Here is a 21,216-nt window from a genome sequence, read left to right as displayed (position 1 = left end):
TCTAGCTACGCGGGCTAACCTTTCGGGGAAAAGATAAAACCTGAATGTGACAAAAAGCGTCACCAGTCATGTTTTCCTATTTTCCTGTCAAGGTTAAACGAGCCCGCTACGCTTTTATTTTAAGGAGGGAATCAAGTGGAAAACATTGTATTGATAAGCCATGGCGGGATGGCTGAAGGTGTTAAAGGTAGTTTGGAGATGATTGTTGGACAACAAGAACATATTCATACCGTATCTTTACGACCTGACGGGGATAATATCCAATTTGAAAATGAGTTAAATTCAAAAATGAAAGCCCTTAACGGATCGACACTGATCATTGCAGACTTACTAGGTGGGACGCCTTGTAACGTTGCGGTGAAAAATTATTTGAATGTGGCTGATGTTGAAATTATTGCCGGAATGACTCTTTCAATCGTAATTGAAGCTGTTGTCAATCAGCAAGCTTCTATCAAAGAACTTGTCTGTTTGGCGAAAGAAAACATTGTGGATGTCAAAGCTGGTATGAATAAAGCTGAGAAAGATATTTCAGAAGCAAGTTTAGAAACTGAGCTCAGTAATTATAGTGAATATGCAGGTTATGCCAATATCGTCAATACCCGTATTGATGAACGCTTGATTCATGGGCAAGTAGCTGGGATTTGGTCAACAAGTTTGGATACACAAAGAATTATTGTGGCAAACGATGAAGCAGCCTCAGATCCTTTGCAAAAGACTTCTCTTAGAATGGCGGCACCTACTTCTATGCGATTATCGGTTCTACCTGTTGCAGAAGCTGCGGGAAATATTTGTGCTGGTAAATATGGTAAACAAAGGCTGTTCTTGTTATTCAAAAACCCAGCAGATGTTTTAAGGTTTATTGAAGCAGGCGGACCAATCGAGACTGTGAATGTTGGCAATATGAGTTACAAAGAAGGCGCTCGTGAAATAACGAAAAGTATTCAGGTTTTAGAAAATGAAGAGAGTATTTTTGAATCGATTGCTTCAAAAGGGGTAAATGTTACGGCTCAATTAGTTCCAAATGACCCGGCAATTGATTTTATGAAGAAAATGAAAAGTAAAAATTAATATATTATCTCACTTTGAAATGTGCCAGGAAACACAGTGAATGAAATGAACTGATGTTGAAAAGTACAAGGTGTATCGAAGCGGAACGTTGTTACCATATCTAGTTACGCGGGCTAGCTCTTCGGGAAAAAGATAAAAATAGAGTGAGACAAAAAGCGTCTCAATCGATTTTTCCTATTTTCCTGTCAGAGCTGAACGAGCCCGCTACGCTTTTAAATTATCTAGCTGCACAAATCAATCCTTAGGAAAATAGATAAATTGTCAGTGAAACAAAGAACGTTTCAATGTCAATTTCCTAATTTTCTACAGGATTAACCGATTTGTTCCGCTTTTAAAATTAGGAGGAAAATTCATGCATTTAGCGGCGTATCAAATTATTCTTATTACGGTTTATGCTTTTATTGCAATTAATGATTCACTTATTTCAAATACGTTGACGCAACCTGCCATTGCCGGAATGATTTCAGGGATGATCATGGGGGATTTGAAAACAGGGTTGATGGTCGGTGGGACTTTACAGCTTATGCGTTTAGGAATTGCGGCATTTGGTGGAGCTTCTGTACCGGATTATTTTACTGGAGCGGTGCTTGGGACAGCCTTTGCGGTTATTTCAGGTAAGGGAGCTGAATATGGGATCGGTTTAGCTGTGCCAGTATCACTATTGATGTTACAGCTGGATGTTGTGGCACGGTTTTGTAATGTGTTTCTGTTGCATCGTGTCGACAAAGCAATCGATAATATGCAGGTCAAACGGATTCCACGTTTAGTATTGTCAGGTTCATTTTTATGGGGATTGTCTCGTGCTATTCCAATTTTATTGATGCTGTTAGTTGGCGATGCAGCAGTTACGACCATTACTGAAAATATGCCGGAATGGTTGATGACGGGTCTGAAAACAGCAGGTGGTGTTTTACCAGTGGTGGGTGTCGGTATTTTACTACGTTACTTACCGACTAAACAATATATTCCTTATCTATTATTAGGATTCTTTTTGGCCGCTTATCTACAAGTACCAATGCTAGGTGTTTCGATCATTGGGATGGTAGCAGCTATGCTCGTATTTAAACGTGATAGTGATAAACCAGTAGCGCAAGAAAATGCTGGAACAAGCAACTTTGAAGGAGGATTTGATGGCGATGAGTAATCAAAAACTAACGAAACAAGAATTGAATGCAATCAGCTGGCGCTACATTTTAGGAAGTCAATTAAACTGGAACTATGAACGAATGATGAGTTCTGGCTATTTATATGGTATTTTACCGGTATTGAAAAAATTCTACGGACATGATGAACAACAATTCCAAGATATGATGCGTACGCACAATCAATTTTTTAATACTAATGCTATTTTCGGAAACTTGATCATGGGGATCGATGTTGCGATTGAAGAACAAGATGGCTACAAAGCAAAAGACACGATCGTAGCGTTAAAAACAGCGTTGATGGGTTCCTTAGCGGGTGTTGGTGACTCATTGTTCCACGTGATTTGGGGAACGATTTTTGGTTCAGTTGCTGGAACCTTGGCACAAAATGGTTCGGTTGTGGGGTGTGTGATCTGGATCATTGCCAATATTGCGTTATTGTTTGGACGAGCTGCATTATTGCCGCTTGGCTATAAACAAGGTGTCAAACTCGTAACGACTTTAAAAGATAAATTATCAGCATTTACGAATGCGGCAACCGTTTTAGGAATCACCGTGATCGGTGCATTGATTCCTTCGGTGATCAAAGCGACAGTACCGTTTGTTTATAAAAAAGATGGTGTTGAATTAGTTATTCAAGATACTTTGGATGCTATTTTGCCATCGTTAGTCCCAATCCTTTTAGTTCTTTTGACTTACTGGATGTTAGGGCAGAAAAATTTAAACTCAACTCGTGTGATCTGGATCATTTTGATTCTTTCGATCGCATTAAGTGCTTTTGGAATTCTAGGATAATAAAATGCAGGAATAGGTGATTAAATGAAACGAGTCGATATTTTATCTCGTTTAGAGAAAACAGGTGTGGTTGCTGTTGTCCGTGGTGCTACTAAAGAAGAAGCGTTAAAAGCTAGTCACGCTATTATTGAAGGTGGTATGACTGGAATCGAATTGACCTTCACTGTGCCGCAAGCTGCTGAAGTGATCAAAGAATTAGTAGCAGTTTATAATGATCGATCGGATGTTGTGATCGGCGCTGGCACTGTATTAGATGCCTTAACCGCTCGATTGGCGATCATGGCTGGTGCTGAGTATGTGGTTAGTCCAAGTTTTGATATAAAGACAGCAGAGCTTTGTAATTTATATCAAATTCCTTATTTACCGGGTTGTATGACGATCACAGAAGTTCAAGAGGCATTGAAAAGTGGCGCAGATATCGTGAAGCTGTTTCCAGGAAGTGTTTATGGACCAAGTATTATTTCCGCCTTTATGGCGCCAATGCCTCAAGCGAGCATCATGCCGACAGGTGGTGTCAATTTAGCAAACATGGCAGATTGGTTTAAGGCTGGCGCAGTCACAGTAGGTGTTGGTGGTGATTTATTAGCGCCCGCTGCAGCTGGTGACTTCCAAAAAGTTACCGAAACTGCCCGTCAGTATGTAGCAAAACTAAAAGAAATTAAGGGATGAGCAGATGGGAAAAGTCGTTACTTTAGGTGAAATTATGTTGCGTTTATCAACACAGTCGGGAAATCGTTTAGTTCAAAGTAACTCTTTGCAGGCTCATTATGGTGGTGGTGAAGCCAACGTAGCTATTTCTTTGGCAAATTACGGACATGAGGTTATTTTTGCGAGTAAAGTACCTGATACAGCTTTAGGGGAAGCAGTGTTCAGACATTTGCATGGGTATCAAGTCGACACTCACTATCTGCATACAGGGAGTCAACGTTTAGGCACGTATTATCTGGAAACAGGGATTGGCGGACGCGCTGCGGCTGTTATTTATGATCGAGCTGAATCTGGTTTTGCTGCGATGAACGTGCTTGAATGGGATTTAGCTACTTTATTTGATGATGTGGATATTTTTCATATTTCAGGTATTACACCAGCTTTATCAAAAAAATGGCAGACAATGACCTTAGAGCTAATGAAACAAGCCAAAAAATCAGGCTGTAAAGTTAGTTTCGATAGTAATTACCGTAGTAAATTGTGGAGTCAAAAAGAAGCTGGACAAGTGATCCGACAGCTTTTACCATATGTCGACTATTGCTCAGCTGGGAAATTAGATGCAGTCAATCTTTTGGGGATTACCAATGAACCAGCTGAACAAGAACATGAATTAGCCTTTTATTACAAAGAAATGCACCGACTATTTCCAAATATTCAATTATTTTATTCAACAAAACGCAAAATCTATTCTGCTAGTGCTAATCAATTAATCGGTACACTTTGGCAGGATAATCACTATTATGAATCAGATATCCATGAAATCGATCCAATTATAGACCGAGTTGGTGCAGGCGATGCATTTGCTGGTGGAATTTTACATGGTGTATTAGAACAAATGACGCCGCAAGCAACAGTCGATTTTGCTACAGCAGCATCGGTATTAAAGCATACCGTACATGGCGATTGTAATCAGTTCAACAAAGAAGAAGTCGCTGATTTTTTAAGAAGTGGCTCAGGAAAAATAATTCGATAAGGGAGTATGAATCATGCAAAATATGGACAATAGATATACGCATAGTCCGGAAGATATCCGTCACTATTCAACAGAAGAATTACGTAGAGAATTTTTAGTAGAAAAAATATTTGCACCGGGTGAAATCAGTTTGACATATACACACAATGATCGAATGATCTTTGGTGGGGTAACACCAACAACAGAGTCATTAGAAATTGTGTTAACGAAAGAATTAGGTGTTGACTACTTCTTAGAACGTCGAGAATTAGGGGTAATCAATATCGGTGGTTCGGGCTCGATCACAATTGATGGTCAAACAGAATCAATGAAAAAACAAGATGGTTATTATATCGGAAAAGAAACCAAACAAGTGATTTTTCAATCAGATGATCCCAAAAATCCAGCTAAGTTTTATGTGAATAGCGTTCCAGCACATCATAAATACCCGAATGTAAAAATCAGTATCGATCAAATCAAACCGATGGAAACAGGAGAAGCGTTAACCTTAAACAAACGTAAAATCTATCAATACATTCACCCAAATGTTTGTGAAAGCTGCCAACTTCAAATGGGCTACACAGTCTTGGAACCAGGTAGCTCGTGGAATACAATGCCTTGTCATACACACGTCCGTCGGATGGAAGCTTACCTTTATTTTGACTACGCTAGCGAAGATACACGTGTCTTCCATATGATGGGCAAACCAGATGAAACCAAGCATTTAGTTGTGGCCAATGAACAAGCGATCATTTCACCAAGTTGGTCGATTCACTCAGGTGTAGGAACAGGTGATTATACGTTTATCTGGTCAATGTGCGGCGAAAATATCACGTATACAGACATGGATATGGTGCCGATGGATCAACTAAAATAGAAAAGAGGAATATAAATGGAATTTAATATGGACATGTTCCGTTTAGATGGGAAAGTAGCGTTAGTAACAGGGGCTGTACATGGTATTGGCTTTGAAATCGCTAAGTCATTAGCTGCGGCTGGCGCTATGATCGTTTTTAATAATTTATCTCAAGACTCTGTAGATAAAGGACTGGCTCTTTACCAAGAAGCGGGGATCAAAGCTCGAGGTTATGCTTGTGATGTAACAGATGAAGAGGCCGTTCAAGCGACAGTTAAACAAATCAAAGATGAGGTTGGTTCAATCGATATTTTGGTGAACAATGCGGGAATCATCAAACGAATTCCCATGATCGAAATGTCTGCGGCAGAATTTAGACAAGTGGTCGATGTGGATTTGAATGCACCTTTTATCATGGCTAAAGCAGTCATTCCAGATATGATCGAAAAAGGCGGCGGCAAAATTATTAATATTTGTTCAATGATGAGTGAGCTGGGCAGAGAAACAGTCAGTGCTTATGCGGCAGCTAAAGGCGGGCTTAAAATGTTGACGAAAAATATTGCTTCTGAATACGGTCAATACAATATCCAATGCAATGGCATTGGGCCTGGCTATATTGCGACACCACAAACAGCACCGTTAAGAGAGAAACAAGAAAACGGTGATCGTCATCCTTTCGATCAATTTATCATAGGACGAACACCAGCAGCTCGTTGGGGCGAGCCGGTCGACTTAAGTGGTCCAGCAGTTTTCTTAGCTTCAAGTGCATCAGATTTTGTGAATGGACACATTTTATACGTTGATGGTGGTATTTTAGCCTATATTGGCAAACAACCGTAAACAACTTATAATAGTAGAAAGAGCAACCCATGATCGCCAATCGTATTATGGGTTCTCACTTACAAAACAATGAAAGCGTTTGCTTCGCGATCAGAGAAGGAGGGTACAATAATGATCAATAGATCTAAAAAATGGCTGTGTATTGTAGGCTGCTCACTTTTACTTGGTAGTTTTTCTTATGCACTGAGTGGTGAGAGTTTTGCTGAGGAAGTAACTCAAGTCCAGACTGGTATTTACGAATCAGATTTTGCTAATCAGCTGGGAGAATGGCAAGATGTTGTTGGAAAAGCCAATAAGGCAAGTACAGCTAATGGGTTTATTATTGGAAATACAAAACAAGGAACAAATTTAGAGTCGGTTTCCTTAAATAAAAATGCTGGCAGTAAAAGTGCTGGTGATCTGGAATATACATTTTTATATGAAGGACAAACGAATTTTGGGTTAGTCTTTCGCGCTGATTTACAAGATTCTAAAAAATGGCAGTCTTTCGCTTATACTCGAGATGGGCAATGGCAATTAGGACAACCTGGAGGAAAATGGATTACAACGATTACTGGGCCTAAATTGATTTCAGGGCAACGCTATAAAGTATTGATCCGTTATGAAGGAAAGAGCATCGAAGCGTTTTTGAATGACCAACTGTTATATGAAAATAATGAAGTGATTTACCCGAATACTTCTACGAGTATTGACGGTGATTGGGAAGGATATGTAGGGATTCGCCTTTTTGGCAATCTATCAAAACTAAACGTCCTGTCAATGCGTAGTGGTGCAGTTGGCAGTCTTCCTGTTGAAAATAACGTAAGCGATTATGCAACTTTAAAAAAAAAATGGAAAAATCAATTGGTCTCTGATCAGTATGACGAAACCAATACGACCGTTGTAAACTACGTTAAAAAACTTTCAGAAGAAGCGGAGCAATTATACCAAACCTTAAATAAAGACCCAAATCGAACATATCTTTGGCCAATCGAGCAAGGGAACACAGCTTCAGCAGATTTGACGACACAATTTACTAAATTACAAAAACTTGCTTTAGCCTATGGAACAAAAGGTAGTGTTTTTTATCATGATCCGCAGATAGCTGCTGCAATCAACGACGGCTTAGATTTCATGGTGACAAAAAAAGGCTACGACGGGAAGAAATATCATGGCAATTGGTGGGATTGGCAGATTGGTGTACCGCAAAAATTTATTGGTATTTTAATGATTTTAGGAGATCAAGTACCACAAGCTAAACAACAGCAGTATACGGAAGCTATGAGCGGCTATGTGCCTGCTCCGTTTAAACAATTGTATACCAAAGCCCAAGGAACGTTCGTTGATCTAGCATTTATTCCTAACTTTGTAACTTCGGGAGCGAATCGTACAGATTTAGCTCAAACTGTTTTAGCATTGGGCATTTTACAAGAAAATGATGGGAAAATCAGTCAAGCTTCTAGCAGTATTGTCGATGTGTTTAAATTAGTGACCAAAGGTGACGGTTTTTATCAAGATGGTTCCTTTATTCAGCATAATAATATTCCCTATACAGGATCATATGGCAATGTACTGATGAAAGGTGTGGGCCAAATCTTAGCAATCACTAAAGATTCTAAATTTGAAATGGATCCAGCGATTGTTCAATCGTTCGTTGAAAATGTTGACAAAGCATTTATTCCTTTGATCTATCAAGGCGAAATGTTACCAGGTGTCAATGGTCGTTCAATCTCTAGAGCGCCAGCTAAAACTAAAACAGGTTATGGTTCCACAACGCTTTATAATTTATTGATCGTCTCAAAATTTGCTCCAACGGAATACCAAACGAAATTTAAAGAAGCTGCTAAATATTGGATGAAAGAAAATCCAACGTATTATTTGACTAATGCAAGAGATTATAATGATTTACAAATGACGATGTCTGTATTGGACGATACAGCAATCATTGGTGAGACCTTGCCATTTGTCGGGACAAAAATGTATGCCTCAATGGATCGATTTGTTCAAAGAACACCAAATTACATGATGGGTTTAAGTTTATATTCTAGCAGGATTTCGTCCTTTGAAGCAGGCAACAAAGAAAATAAATGTGGCTGGCATACAGCTGATGGTATGTTGTATTTGTATAATGATGACGAAGTACAATTTAATTCTGCTTATTGGCCAACAGTCGATCCTTATCGGTTGCCAGGTACAACTGTAGATACCGTTCCTTTAAAAGATGAAGTATCCGCCTTCACAACAGTTACCTCAAAAGAAAAATGGGTTGGCGGCGTAGCTCTAGATAATCAAGCTGTTGTAGGGATGGCGTTGAATAAAACAGGAACAAAAAATAATGGGACCGTGTTACCAATGAATCTCCAAGGAAAAAAATCATGGTTTGTGGTAGATGGACAAATTGTCGCATTAGGCGCGGGAATCAAAGGAGATACGACAGCTTCGATTGAAACCATAGTAGATAATCGTCTATTAAATGACAACTATACCTATGACGTACTGTCAAATAATGGTGTGATTCAACAAGAAAAAGAACGCAGTACGAAAGAATGGCTACTATTAAAATCAAATCACCAAAATGCGAATATTGGCTACTATTTCCCGGAGAATGCAACAGTGGATGTAATCAGTGAAGTTCGTAAAGGATCGTATACAGAAATCAATGAAGCTTTTCCTAGTAACGATCAATACACTGGAAACTATCGCAAGTTTGTACTAGATCACGGGAAAAATCCAACGAATGAGCAGTATGCATATGTAACATTGCCGGGAATTGATGAAGCAGGTCTAAAAAAATATGTGGCAGAAAAACCTGTAACGATTTTAGCTAATTCAGCTGATATTCAAGCTGTAGAGTTGAAAAAAGCTAATTACTTAGGTGTGAATATCTGGGAAGAGACTGGTGGCAGTATAGCGGGAATCACGTCGAACAAGGCGGTGTCTTTATTGAAGAAAACAAATGAAGGCAAGAAAACCTATGTGTTAGCAGAGCCAACGCAATCAAATGTCGTTATGACAGTCAAAATACCTAAAGACTTCCAGCAAATTGTGACGCTAAGTGAAGGGGTAACATATGACGAAGCCAATGATACCTTTACGATTCATTTCGAGAACACAGGTGGAAGTAGTAAACAAATCGTTGTAGAGTAAATAAGTAAAAAATGATTTCTAGTCTGACTTCCCTAAGTAATAGGGAATGTTTAGGCTAGAAATCGTTTTTTTTTTAAGCAGAATAAAATAAAGTGATTTTATTTGTTGACATTTTTAAAGAATCGCAGTAAGATTTAAATGTAACTTAGAATGTTACTAAGAGTTGGAGTGATAGACATGGCCATGTCGACGAAATTAAGTGTTGCAATCCATATTCTAAGTTTGATTGAAATCGGGCCACCCGATCGTGTCAATTCTGAATTGATCGCATCAAGTGTAAATACCAATCCAGTTGTTGTCAGAAGGTTGATGAGTAAGCTAAAAAAAGCTGGACTTATCCACACAAGTAGAGGCGCAACTCAAACCTATTTGTTGAAAAAACCAGAAGATATTTCTCTCTATGATGTCTATGAAGCGGTCGAGTTAGATCATGAAGTATTCAACATTCATCAAAATCCTAATCCGAACTGCCTTGTTGGAGCGAATATCCAGTCTGCTTTAGAAGAACAATATAGTAAAGTTCAGCAAAGCATGGAAGCCGAATTAAAAGAAATTGCCTTAGCTGATGTGATCCATCAAATTAAGCAATAAGAGACTTAAACGTGTCTCTTCTCTTTTTAAGAGCAAATGTAACAAAAAAAGTTTCATTACGAGAGAGGAAGAATAAAATATGAAAGTAGCAATTTTAGGAGCAAACGGTAAAGCAGGTTCAGCAATTTTGAAAGAAGCAAAGAAACGTGGATTAGAAGTGACTGCTATCGTTCGTGATGCAGCAAAAATCACAGATGGTACACCCGTTATCGAAAAAGATGTGTACAGTTTAACAACAGAAGATGTGAAAGGCTTTGACGTTTTAGTTAGTGCGTTAGGATTCTGGGGTGATGTGAGTGAATTTACTGGCTCAACACAACATTTGATCGATATTTTGACGAATACAAAAACACGTTTGTTGGTTGTCGGTGGCGCAGGAAGTTTATTTGTAAATCCAGAACATACGGTTCGCTTAAGTGAAACACCAGATTTTCCAGAAGCATTTAAACCATTAGCAACAGCTATGGGTAAAGGGTTGGACTTACTAGAAGCTGCGAAAGATATTAACTGGACCTACATTAGTCCAGCAGCTGAATTTGATGCGGAAGGTCCTGCAACAGGTAAATATGTTGTGGCTGGCGAAGAATTAGAAACGGATCAAGCTGGTAAGAGTTATATCTCTTATGCTGATTATGCAATTGCAATGGTGGATGAAATTGAAAAAAATGTACATCCAAACCAACGTTTTAGTGTTCATCAATAAAAAATGAAATAATAGCCTGGGATATAACTTAAAAAGTTATATTTCAGGCTATTTTCACCCGAATAAACGCTTCTGTCCCAACCTTGTTGCTTCTTTTATTTTCTAAGTGTTAAAGCACTAAGAGTTTAAGGCTGTTACATGACGAAATTGATAGGCTGACGTAAGGTGATTCTAAGGTGAAAAAAGCTCCTTTAATTTATAATATGCTAGGTTAATGAATGAGGAGGAAGCAATAATGAATAATGTGACAACAAGTAAGTTTAAAGGTCTCACAACATTTGATTTAAAAATAATCGGAATCATTTTGATGTTTATCGATCATATTCATCAAATGTTTGTTCCAATGGGAGCACCTAGTTGGTTAGATTGGTTTGGGCGTCCCGTTGCAATCCTTTTCTTTTTTGTCAGTGTAGTCGGTTTTAGTCATACAAGAAGTAAAGAGAAATATATGTTGCGTTTGTATGTAGGTATGGTCATCATGACTCTTGGAAGCTTCGCGCTACAGAAGATCGTTGGATATGAAGAAGTTCAATTAATGAATAATATTTTTCGGGATATTTTAGTTGGAACATTAATGATGTACGGAATCGATAAGATTTCTGAAGGGAATTCAAATAAAAAGGTTAGCAAGATAATATGGGGGATAGTCATTATATTATTTCCGATTATTACTTCAGGGATTTTACTTTCGCTTATGTCGAATCCAAATACGGTCATGGTGGCAGTCCAGATTGTAACTTTTGTTCCTGCATTACTATTTGCTGAGAATGGCTTGATGGTACTGTTGATTCCGTTATTGTATTTAGCTAAAGATTATCGCTGGCTTCAATGTACATTGATTGCTTTAGCTGCACTATTTTACTTTTTTCAAGGGTCGACACAATGGATGATGATTTTTGCCGTACTACCTATCATGTTGTTCAATGGGGAAAAAGGGCGAGGTATGAGAAATTTCTTTTACGTATTCTATCCACTGCATATTTGGATTTTGTATTTGATTTCAGCTTATGTGTATATGCATTGATTTATCATCATAAACGGTGGGATTTCTTCTGATTCCACCGTTTATTCGGATTCCATGTGTCTGGGATATGACTCGCAGAGTTATGTCCCAGACACTTTGTTTATACAGCTTTGTATTTAGTTGCGATCAATAACATTTAGAGCAGGGTGTTAGACCTCTTGCTTGTGCCTCTTCTAAGGTTGTTGGAGTATACGTCCCATTCCCACATTTGCGATTATGGTATTTAGAACCTGTTGTAGTAACCAAAACCATTTCACCTGTTTCTTGGGTATTGGGTGTTGGTGTTTCAGGTGTTTGAGCCGCTGCTTGTGCTTGTTGTTCAGCTGCGGCTTTTTGAGTGGTTATTGCTTGTTTTATGCCATTTGCCCGAGCAGTTAAGTCTGGATGACCATTGGGTAGTTCTTTGATTTTAGCGATTGCTTGGTTGTAGTGGTCGTCTGTTGGTTCTTGTTCGGCCTTTTCTACCGCTTCACGAGCCGCTGCGATTTGCTTTTCGGCTTTTTCCTTTTCAGTGATTTTTTGTTGAACAGTAGTTAATCGTTTTGCGAGCGCATCTTTGTTTAAGGTTGCCTGTGCAACTAATGCTGTTGCAGCATCGAGCTGTTCTTTCGTTTGTTTTGTTTCTGCCAGTTCAACCGCTGTGTAGATTGGGACGTTATCTTTAACAATGGCTAAACGTTTTATAAAATCATCTTGTTCCTTAGTTAATGAAGCGATGCGAGTTGCAGCTTCATCATAATTTTTTTGCGTAGGTTTACCTTCAGCTAATATTAGAGCTGTTTCAGCATTTTTAAGGGTTTCTTTATTTTGCTTTTCTTCATTTAAAAAGGCAACGAATGCTTTTGAAGGTTTGACTTCGATTGTTTCAGCTTGCTCTATGTCACCGATTGAAGCCATGAATGTTAACTTTTGTGGTTGGTCGTCGTGCAGCGTTACTTTGTAAGAAAATTTGCCGTTTTTAGTGTCAATCGTTTCACCATCAACGGTAATGTTACTTTGCTCATTTGTTTTTCCTGTGATTGTGGCTATTCCAGAGTCATTTGTCTCTACCGATTTTTCTGCTAATGAAAGGCTGGGTGTGGCAGGTGATAAAGCCATAGCCCCGATCATTGTTAGAGAACTGATTCCAGTTAAAAGTAAAACTTTTTGTTTTGGTTGCTTTTTAAAAACGGCTTTTAGTGAAAGAACGCCACCAGTGATAAATCCTAAAAAACTTATAATGCCAATAAATACTGTCATTAATTCCTTTTCCTCCTTATTTTAAAAGCTGAAAGAGCTTGATCAGCCTTGACAGGAAAATAGTAAAAGCGTAGCGGGCTCGTCCAGCTCTGACAGAAAAATAGGAAAATGTGTTTGTGGCGTTTTTTGCCACAGGCAGATTTTATCTTTTTCTGTCAGAGCTATCCCGAAAAGCTAGATAGCACATTTAACAAATTGTGTAGTATTATTTTTCTAATGATAAATATTTCAATTTTCAGGGAATTACACCTTCAAAGACGTTAAGTAGCAATAAAAAAAAATCATATGATAAAATGAAATAAGCATCGTTTACGTATCTTATTAGAGAAGAGGAGAAAAATGAAAGCAGAGATCATTGCAGTTGGCACCGAGTTATTATTAGGTCAAGTTGTCAATACAAATGCGACTTTTTTATCACGAGAGTTGGCAGACTTAGGAATCGAGGTGTATTATCATACCGTTGTAGGAGATAACCCACAGCGTTTGGAACAGTTATTGGTTGAAGTTGAAGACCGTAGTGATTTGATCGTTTTATGCGGTGGATTAGGTCCTACAGATGATGATTTAACAAAAGATACTGTAGCAGCACATATTGGCCGGACGTTAGTCCAAGATGAGCAGGCACTTGCACGTCTTCATGAATTTTTTAAGTTTTCAAAAAATAAAATGACAGAAAACAATTTAAGACAAACCTTAATGATCGAAAGTGGGGTCGCTATCCAAAATCCTACGGGACTAGCAGTCGGTTCCTTGATCACTGAAAATGAGACGACCTATTTATTATTACCAGGACCGCCCAATGAATTAAATCCAATGTTTCAGCAAAACGTTCGTCCATTATTAGCAGCACGATTTCCGCAAGCAGAACAGCTGATATCGAGAGTGTTGAGGTTTTATGGCATTGGTGAATCACAGTTAGTAACTGAGTTAAAAGAATTGATAGATAGGCAAACCAATCCAACGATCGCACCTTACGCCAAACCAAATGAAGTTACATTACGTTTGACTGCGAAGGTTGCGGATGATGATTTAGGGCAACAACTGTTGGATGAGTTAGAAGCTAAGATCATGGCCAAAGTAGGTATGTATTTTTATGGCTATGGGGATGAGAATAGCTTAGTGAAAGTGACTGTTGACGCATTAAAGAAATGTAGAAAAACTGTAACAGCCGCAGAAAGCTTAACAGCAGGATTGTTTCAAAGTACGTTAGGAGACATAACTGGTGTATCAGAGGTTTTTAAAGGTGGTTTTGTCACCTATTCTGCTGAAACAAAAGCACATTTTTTAGGTATTGATACGAAACTATTGGAAAAAGAAGGTACTGTCAGTGAAGCGTGCGCAATCGCAATGGCAGAGCGAGCAAGAATAGTAGCGGATACAGATTTTGCGGTATCCTTTACTGGAGTTGCAGGTCCAGATGAATTAGAAGGAAAACCTGCTGGCACTGTTTGGATTGGGTTTGCTGAAAAAGGTCAACCAACAATAGCTGTGCTTCAACATTTCAACCGTGATCGACGTTATGTTCGCCAAAGTGCTGTGATGAAAGGTTTAGACCTGATTTTAAGAGCAGTAAATAAGAAAAATTAAAAAGGCGAATGTTTGTTCGTTTTTCTCTTGCTTTTTTTCAATAAACCAGTTATGATATATTTATTGAAAAGGAATTTAAATCGTTTATATATAAGGAGGATTATCGATTGGCAGATGATCGTAAAGTGGCCTTAGATGCCGCACTAAAAAAAATCGAAAAGAACTTTGGTAAAGGTTCAGTAATGAAATTAGGGGAGAAGATCGATCAACAAATTTCGACGATCCCTAGTGGTTCTCTAGCATTGGATGTGGCTTTAGGTGTCGGCGGTTATCCTCGTGGACGGATCGTTGAAGTGTATGGACCAGAAAGTTCTGGTAAAACAACGGTTGCTTTACATGCAATCGCTTCTGTGCAACAACAAGGTGGCACGGCTGCATTTATCGATGCAGAGCATGCGTTAGATCCTCAATATGCACAAGCTTTAGGGGTTAATATTGATGAATTACTTCTTTCACAACCCGATACTGGTGAACAAGGATTAGAGATTGCAGATGCGTTAGTTTCAAGTGGTGCGATCGATATCGTCGTAATTGACTCTGTAGCGGCGCTAGTACCTCGTGCAGAGATCGATGGCGAAATGGGTGCAAGTCACGTTGGGTTGCAGGCACGTTTGATGTCACAAGCCTTACGTAAGCTTTCAGGTTCAATCAACAAGACGAAGACGATTGCGATCTTCATCAACCAAATCCGTGAAAAAGTTGGGGTTATGTTTGGTAACCCAGAAACAACACCTGGTGGACGTGCCTTGAAATTCTATGCAACAGTTCGTTTAGAAGTAAGACGTGCTGAACAATTGAAGCAAGGAACAGACATTATTGGTAACCGGACAAAAATCAAAGTTGTAAAAAATAAAGTAGCACCGCCATTTAAAGTAGCTGAAGTTGACATCATGTACGGCCAAGGGATTTCTCAAGAAGGTGAATTACTTGATATGGCTGTTGAAAAAGACATTGTTGACAAGAGCGGCGCGTGGTATAGCTATAAAGAAGAACGAATTGGTCAGGGTCGTGAAAATGTTAAAGTTTACATGACTGAACATCCTGAAATGGTAGAAGAAGTTTCTAAACGTGTTCGTGATGCATTCGGTATCGGTGATGGAACCGCAATCGTTGAAGAAGAACAAGCACAAGAAGAACTTCCACTTGACGAAGAATAAGATCAAACAAAGCAAACCAATGAGAGCTGTTCACAGCTTTTTATTGGTTTGCTTTTTTATGTAGTTGGGATTCTTTTCAGCATCAGAGCTCTTTCAACCGGAAAGGGCTTTTTTAAGTTGACACACTGGTGTACAAACATTAGAATAAAGTTGTGTGCTAAACACGTATGCAAGTAGGCATATTGATAATTGATTATAGTTTATCAGAAAACTACATGAATATTGAAAAATTGAAGATAGTACGGAGGTGGAAACAATGGTTTTAGGAATTCTCCTCGCTATCATCGGTTTAGTTGTCGGTCTTGGTTTAGGGTTAGTCGTTGCAAAATCACGTCATGAAAAGGCTATAGATGGTGCAAAGTCCTCTGCAGAAGGCATAATCGAAAGTGCGAATAAAGAAGCAGAGACTCTGAAAAAAGAAGCTTTATTAAAAGCTATGGAAGAAAACCAGAAGTATCGTTCAGAAATTGAAAGTGAGTTGAAAGAAAGCAAAGTAGAACTTAAATCTCAAGAAAATCGTTTACTACAAAGAGAACAAACATTAGATCGTAAAGATGACTCTCTTGAAAAACGTGAAAACTCACTGGAAGAAAAAGAAGAGAAACTTGGTGCTAGACAGCAATTAATTGATGAGCGAGAAAAAGATGTAGAAGAACTAGTTGAAAAGCAACACCAAGAAATAGAACGTATTGCTTCACTATCTAAAGACGAAGCAAAAGATATCATCATGAAATCAACAGAAGAAGAACTAAGTCATGAGTTAACCGTAATGGTCAAAGAATCTGAACAACGTGCAAAAGAAGAATCAGATAGAAAAGCGAAAAATTTACTTTCTTTAGCGATTCAACGTTGTGCGGCGGATTCAGTTTCTGAAACAACTGTTTCTGTTGTTAGCTTACCAAATGATGAGATGAAAGGAAGAATCATTGGCCGTGAAGGACGTAACATTCGTACATTAGAGACTTTAACAGGAATCGATTTGATTATTGATGATACGCCGGAAGCTGTGGTACTTTCAGGATTCGACCCAATTCGTAGAGAAATTGCTCGTATGACACTAGAAAAATTGATTCAAGATGGCCGGATTCATCCAGCCCGTATTGAAGAAATGGTTGAAAAGTCTCGTAAGGAGATGGACGAACGAATCCGTGAATACGGAGAGCAAGCAGCTTTTGAAGTTGGTGCTCATACGTTACATCCAGATTTGATCAAGATTTTAGGTCGATTGCGTTTCCGTACAAGTTATGGTCAAAACGTATTGAATCACTCAATCGAAGTGGCTAAATTAACTGGTGTCTTGGCCGCAGAAATAGGCGAAGATATCCAATTAGCAAAACGTGCAGGTTTACTACATGATATTGGTAAAGCATTGGATCATGAGATTGAAGGATCTCACGTCGAAATCGGTGCTGAATTAGCTGCTAAATACAAAGAAAACTCAACAGTTATTAATGCAATTGCCTCACATCATGGTGATGTTGAAGCAACGTCTGTTATTTCAGTATTAGTGGCGGCAGCAGATGCTTTATCAGCTGCTAGACCAGGCGCTCGTAGCGAATCAATGGAAAACTATATTCGCCGCTTAGAAAACTTAGAAAATATTTCTAATGGATTTGAAGGCGTTGAATCTAGTTTCGCTGTACAAGCAGGACGTGAAGTTCGCGTCATGGTCAAACCAGATGAAATCACAGATTTAGAAGCTGTTCGTTTAGTAAGAGATATTCGTAAGAAAATCGAAGACGACTTGGATTACCCAGGACACATCAAAGTGACTGTTATCCGTGAAACACGTGCAGTTGATTATGCTAAATAAGTAATGAATGAAAGAAGCAACGCCTTAAGGTGAGTTGCTTCTTTTTTTAGTTTACATTAGAAAAAATTCAGAATATTTTTACTAAACCTGTCGTGGTGTTTTAATAGTGGCTAACATAGAACTTTGATATATTCTTTGTAGCTTTTATTAAAATTGGGGGTTTTTTAGATGAAATTAAAGAAAAGTGCCTTACTAGGCTTGATTGCTTTATCAAGTATTGCCTTAGCTGCATGTGGCGGGAATTCTAAAAATGCCGACGGTGGGTCTGGTAGCGAAGAAAAAGTATTTAGATACATTGAAAGACAAGAAATGCCAAGTGCAGATCCTTCATTAGCGACAGATGAAGTAAGTTTTGTAGCCTTAAATAATGTCTATGAAGGAATTTATCGTTTAGATAAAGATAATAAACCTCAACCAGCTGGAGCTGCCGAAAAGGCAGAAGTTAGCGAAGATGGTCTAACGTATAAAGTGAAATTAAGAGAAGATGCTATGTGGACTGACGACAAACCAGTAACAGCTGCAGATTTTGTTTATGGCTGGCAAAGAACGGTTGATCCAGCAACTGGGTCAGAATATGCATACATGTTCAATTCTGTAAAAAATGCTGAAAAAATCTCTAAGGGCGAAATGAAAAAAGAAGAGTTAGGGATAAAAGCAGTAGGTGATTATGAATTAGAAATTACATTAGAAAAAGCAACACCGTACTTTGATTACTTATTGGCTTTCCCATCATTTTTACCGCAAAGACAAGATATTGCTGAAAAATATGGTAAAGACTATACAACAGCTAGTGACAAATCAGTCTACAATGGTCCATTTACCTTAACTGATTTTGATGGACCTGGAACAGATACAAGCTGGTCTTACTCAAAAAATGATAAATACTGGGACAAAGATACTGTTAAACTAGACAAAGTAGCAATCGATGTTGTGAAAGAAGCGCCAACGTCATTGAACTTGTTCCAAGATGGACAAGCTGATGAAGTACCGTTATCTGGTGAGTTAGCGCAACAAATGAAAAACGAGCCGAACTATATTATTTTAAAAGGTGCTTCAACATTCTATCTTGAACCAAATCAAAGAGAAGAAAACTCACCTTACCGAAATGTAAATTTACGTAAAGCATTATCTTATGCAATTGATCGTAAAGCGTTAGTTGAACAAATTTTAGCGAATGGTTCAGCTGTTCCAATGGGATTAGTTCCAGAAGGTTTAGCGGCAGATCCCAAAACAGATGAAGACTTCGCTAAAGAGCTAGGTGACGAAGTAACCTACAATGTTGATAAAGCCAAAGAATCATGGAAAAAAGCCAAAGATGAATTAGGTGTTTCTACAGTATCAATCGATTTATTGATCGATGATACCGACAATGCGAAGAAAATGGCTGAGTATCTTCAAGGTTCATTGTCTGATACATTAGAAGGTTTAAAAGTATCTGTTAGTCCTGTACCTTTCTCAGTTCGCTTAGATCGTTCAAATAAAGGCGACTTCCAAATTGCTGTTAGCGCTTGGGGGGCGGATTATGCTGATCCAAGTAGTTTCTTAGATCTATTTACAACAGATAACTCTTATAATAGAGGTCATTATTCAAACCCTGAATATGACAAACTAGTTGAAAGTGCTGCAACAACAAATGCAAATAACCCAGAAGCACGCTGGCAAGATATGTTGGATGCAGAGAAAATATTAATGGATGATATGGGTGTTATTCCATTGTATCAAAAAGCTGAAGCACATCTTCGCTCTGAAAAAGTTAAAGATGTTGTCTATCATTCAACTGGGGCAAAATACGACTTTAAATGGACGTATATTGAAGATTAATAAACAAATAAATAACAGTAATTCAACATTACTTTAATGAAAAGAGATGAGACAGAACTTTACAGTTCAGCCTCATCTCTTTTTTAGTAGAAAAAATAATCTGATAAAACAAAATAAAGAAAAGTTTTGTTTTATCAGATTATTTTTGATTCAAAAAACATAAAATTTATGGAAAATAAAAAAATAAATAGCTTTGTAATGTATATGCGTTAAAATAAATACGCAGGGTGAAAAATCAGTTTCAAAAATATAATTATTTATAATATGATTTAAATTTCTTTATTGTTTGACAATATAGAATAGAGCAATAAATAGAAAAAAATAATTCTACTATAATTACGATTCTAATGTTAAAACATGATTAAGTCAATGGGGGGATAAAAAATATTATTTTCATTTTTTGTTTTTAAATACAAAAAATTAGAGAATTATTAACAATTATATCTATCATTTATATAAGAAAATATTGATAGAATAGGCTTTGAAGGGTGTTATAAAGATAAGCCGTCAAAAATACCGTCAAAAACTTGGAGGAAATCAATATGTCAAAAAAAGGAGAAAATATTTATAAACGAAAAGATGGGCGTTGGGAAGGGCGTTATATCAAAAACCGCACTCCTGACGGAAAAATTCAATATGGCTATGTTTATGGAAAAAAATATACAGAAGTTAAAGAACGGTTGGTAGTATTAAAAGCTCAATACGTTGGTAAACAAAACTGTAGAAAAATTTATTATGGTGATTTTTCTGATTGGCTATTATTTTGGAAAGAAAAATATTTAAAAAAGATCGTTAAACCTACTACTTTTTCGGTTTATTCTGGGATCATCAACAACTACTTATTGTTTTATTTTAATAAAAAAAAATTAATTAAAATTGATTCGAATGATATCCAAGAATTTATCGAATATTTAGAGAAATTACAATTATCTTCTGGGTATATAAGGAATATTTTCCATATTTTAAAAATTTGCTTGTGTGAAGCAGAAAAAAAGGGGTATATTAGCCAAAATCCTTGTATTGGAAGTACGCTGCCAAAGGTCAAAATAAAGTCTGTAAAAGCATTAACAATCAAAGACCAACGTAAATTAGAGCTGATTGCTTTTCAATCCCAAAGCTGTTCGCCCGTAATTTTAGCTTTATACTCTGGCATGAGAATTGGTGAAATCAGTGGATTAAAGTGGGAGGATATTGATTTTGATAAGGAGACGATCCAGGTTCAGCGAACGGTCTACAGGATAAGTAGAACGACAAATGAAAAAAAGAAAACACAACTTATCGAGGGATCACCAAAAACTGACAGTTCAAAAAGAGTTATTCCATTATCACCAAACTTAAAAAAATATTTATTAGATAAGCAAAAACAAAAAAACTGTGAATACGTTGTTGCTGATAATGGAAAAATAATCGAACCACGACTGATCAACTATCGTTTTAAACGAATGCTTCATATGGCTGGGTTGGAAAATATACACTTTCATTCATTACGACATACTTTTGCCACTCGTTGTTTGGAGAATGGTGCTGATATTGCAAGTTTGAGTCGTTTACTTGGACATACATCAGTAAAGATGACGCTAGATACATATACAGATTCCATGTTAGAAAATCGAAGAGCCGCTATTTCAGCAATGGACTATCTGCTATCTTCCTCCTCTCAAAATTTCATAGATACTAATAAATTAAAAAAAGTCGTGGGCTAGCTCACGACTTTTTTTGATTTTATACGCCGTCATGAAAGTCGTCAATTTTATAATATACTCAGTATTTTCAAGGTATTTTTAAGGTGTTCTT

Annotated in this window: 17 protein-coding genes; 16 read left to right on the top strand and 1 reads right to left on the bottom strand. The window is 37.6% G+C overall.

Annotated features, from left to right (window positions below):
• Positions 1-135: 135 nt before the first annotated feature.
• The 11 genes from A5819_RS05500 to A5819_RS05450 all read left to right on the top strand — a co-directional run bounded on the left by A5819_RS05500 (position 136) and on the right by A5819_RS05450 (position 11,805).
• Positions 136-1,068, top strand: coding sequence for a PTS mannose/fructose/sorbose transporter subunit IIAB (locus A5819_RS05500; protein WP_086277447.1), 933 nt, complete (start codon positions 136-138; stop codon positions 1,066-1,068).
• Between the two features lie 352 nt (positions 1,069-1,420).
• Entirely contained in the window at positions 1,421-2,212 is a 792-nt protein-coding gene (locus A5819_RS05495) for a PTS sugar transporter subunit IIC (protein WP_086277445.1), read from the top strand.
• Positions 2,205-3,005 (top strand): PTS system mannose/fructose/sorbose family transporter subunit IID, encoded by an 801-nt coding sequence (locus tag A5819_RS05490; protein WP_176271367.1) that lies wholly within the window; start codon positions 2,205-2,207, stop codon positions 3,003-3,005. Before A5819_RS05495 ends, A5819_RS05490 begins: the two co-directional genes overlap by 8 nt.
• 24 nt (positions 3,006-3,029) lie before the next feature.
• The gene (locus A5819_RS05485; RefSeq protein WP_086277443.1) at positions 3,030-3,674 is read left to right on the top strand and encodes a bifunctional 4-hydroxy-2-oxoglutarate aldolase/2-dehydro-3-deoxy-phosphogluconate aldolase; all 645 of its coding nucleotides are present in this window, start codon (positions 3,030-3,032) and stop codon (positions 3,672-3,674) included.
• A 4-nt stretch (positions 3,675-3,678) separates the two neighbouring features.
• Positions 3,679-4,686 carry a sugar kinase gene (locus tag A5819_RS05480; protein ID WP_086277442.1) on the top strand — a complete coding sequence of 336 codons (1,008 nt, stop codon included), beginning with the start codon at positions 3,679-3,681 and terminating at the stop codon, positions 4,684-4,686.
• A gap of 13 nt (positions 4,687-4,699) precedes the next feature.
• Positions 4,700-5,542 (top strand): 5-dehydro-4-deoxy-D-glucuronate isomerase, encoded by an 843-nt coding sequence (gene kduI / locus A5819_RS05475; RefSeq protein WP_176271366.1) that lies wholly within the window; start codon positions 4,700-4,702, stop codon positions 5,540-5,542.
• Positions 5,543-5,557: 15 nt separating this feature from the next.
• Positions 5,558-6,361 carry a gluconate 5-dehydrogenase gene (locus tag A5819_RS05470; RefSeq protein WP_086277441.1) on the top strand — a complete coding sequence of 268 codons (804 nt, stop codon included), beginning with the start codon at positions 5,558-5,560 and terminating at the stop codon, positions 6,359-6,361.
• A 111-nt stretch (positions 6,362-6,472) separates the two neighbouring features.
• Complete coding sequence (locus A5819_RS05465) at positions 6,473-9,487, top strand: polysaccharide lyase 8 family protein (protein ID WP_086277440.1); 3,015 nt, start codon at positions 6,473-6,475, stop codon at positions 9,485-9,487.
• Between the two features lie 177 nt (positions 9,488-9,664).
• A complete protein-coding gene (locus tag A5819_RS05460) occupies positions 9,665-10,078 on the top strand; it encodes an Rrf2 family transcriptional regulator (RefSeq protein ID WP_086277439.1) in 414 nt (137 codons plus the stop codon).
• 79 nt (positions 10,079-10,157) lie between these two features.
• Positions 10,158-10,781, top strand: a complete 624-nt coding sequence (locus tag A5819_RS05455; protein WP_086277438.1) for an NAD(P)-dependent oxidoreductase — start codon at positions 10,158-10,160, stop codon at positions 10,779-10,781.
• A gap of 235 nt (positions 10,782-11,016) precedes the next feature.
• The gene (locus A5819_RS05450; protein ID WP_086277437.1) at positions 11,017-11,805 is read left to right on the top strand and encodes a TraX family protein; all 789 of its coding nucleotides are present in this window, start codon (positions 11,017-11,019) and stop codon (positions 11,803-11,805) included.
• Between the two features lie 126 nt (positions 11,806-11,931).
• Here the strand turns inward: A5819_RS05450 and A5819_RS05445 are convergent, their stop codons facing one another.
• A complete protein-coding gene (locus A5819_RS05445; protein ID WP_086277436.1) occupies positions 11,932-13,044 on the bottom strand; it encodes a PspA/IM30 family protein in 1,113 nt (370 codons plus the stop codon).
• Between the two features lie 339 nt (positions 13,045-13,383).
• On the opposite strand from A5819_RS05445, the gene A5819_RS05440 reads away from it, so the two are divergent.
• The 5 genes from A5819_RS05440 to A5819_RS05420 all read left to right on the top strand — a co-directional run bounded on the left by A5819_RS05440 (position 13,384) and on the right by A5819_RS05420 (position 21,125).
• Complete coding sequence (locus A5819_RS05440) at positions 13,384-14,631, top strand: competence/damage-inducible protein A (protein WP_086277435.1); 1,248 nt, start codon at positions 13,384-13,386, stop codon at positions 14,629-14,631.
• A 107-nt stretch (positions 14,632-14,738) separates the two neighbouring features.
• Positions 14,739-15,788 (top strand): recombinase RecA, encoded by a 1,050-nt coding sequence (gene recA, locus A5819_RS05435; RefSeq protein ID WP_010762249.1) that lies wholly within the window; start codon positions 14,739-14,741, stop codon positions 15,786-15,788.
• A 256-nt stretch (positions 15,789-16,044) separates the two neighbouring features.
• Positions 16,045-17,601 (top strand): ribonuclease Y, encoded by a 1,557-nt coding sequence (gene rny / locus A5819_RS05430; protein WP_025871645.1) that lies wholly within the window; start codon positions 16,045-16,047, stop codon positions 17,599-17,601.
• A gap of 168 nt (positions 17,602-17,769) precedes the next feature.
• Positions 17,770-19,422 carry a peptide ABC transporter substrate-binding protein gene (locus A5819_RS05425; RefSeq protein ID WP_086277434.1) on the top strand — a complete coding sequence of 551 codons (1,653 nt, stop codon included), beginning with the start codon at positions 17,770-17,772 and terminating at the stop codon, positions 19,420-19,422.
• Positions 19,423-19,964: 542 nt separating this feature from the next.
• Entirely contained in the window at positions 19,965-21,125 is a 1,161-nt protein-coding gene (locus A5819_RS05420; RefSeq protein ID WP_086277433.1) for a site-specific integrase, read from the top strand.
• Positions 21,126-21,216 lie beyond the last annotated feature (91 nt).

It is taken from the genome of Enterococcus sp. 7E2_DIV0204, assembly GCF_002140855.1.
GTDB classification, from domain to species: Bacteria; Bacillota; Bacilli; order Lactobacillales; family Enterococcaceae; genus Enterococcus_L; species Enterococcus_L lemimoniae.
Note: the sequence above shows the minus strand (reverse complement) of the source record. Positions and strands in the feature narration are given on the sequence as shown.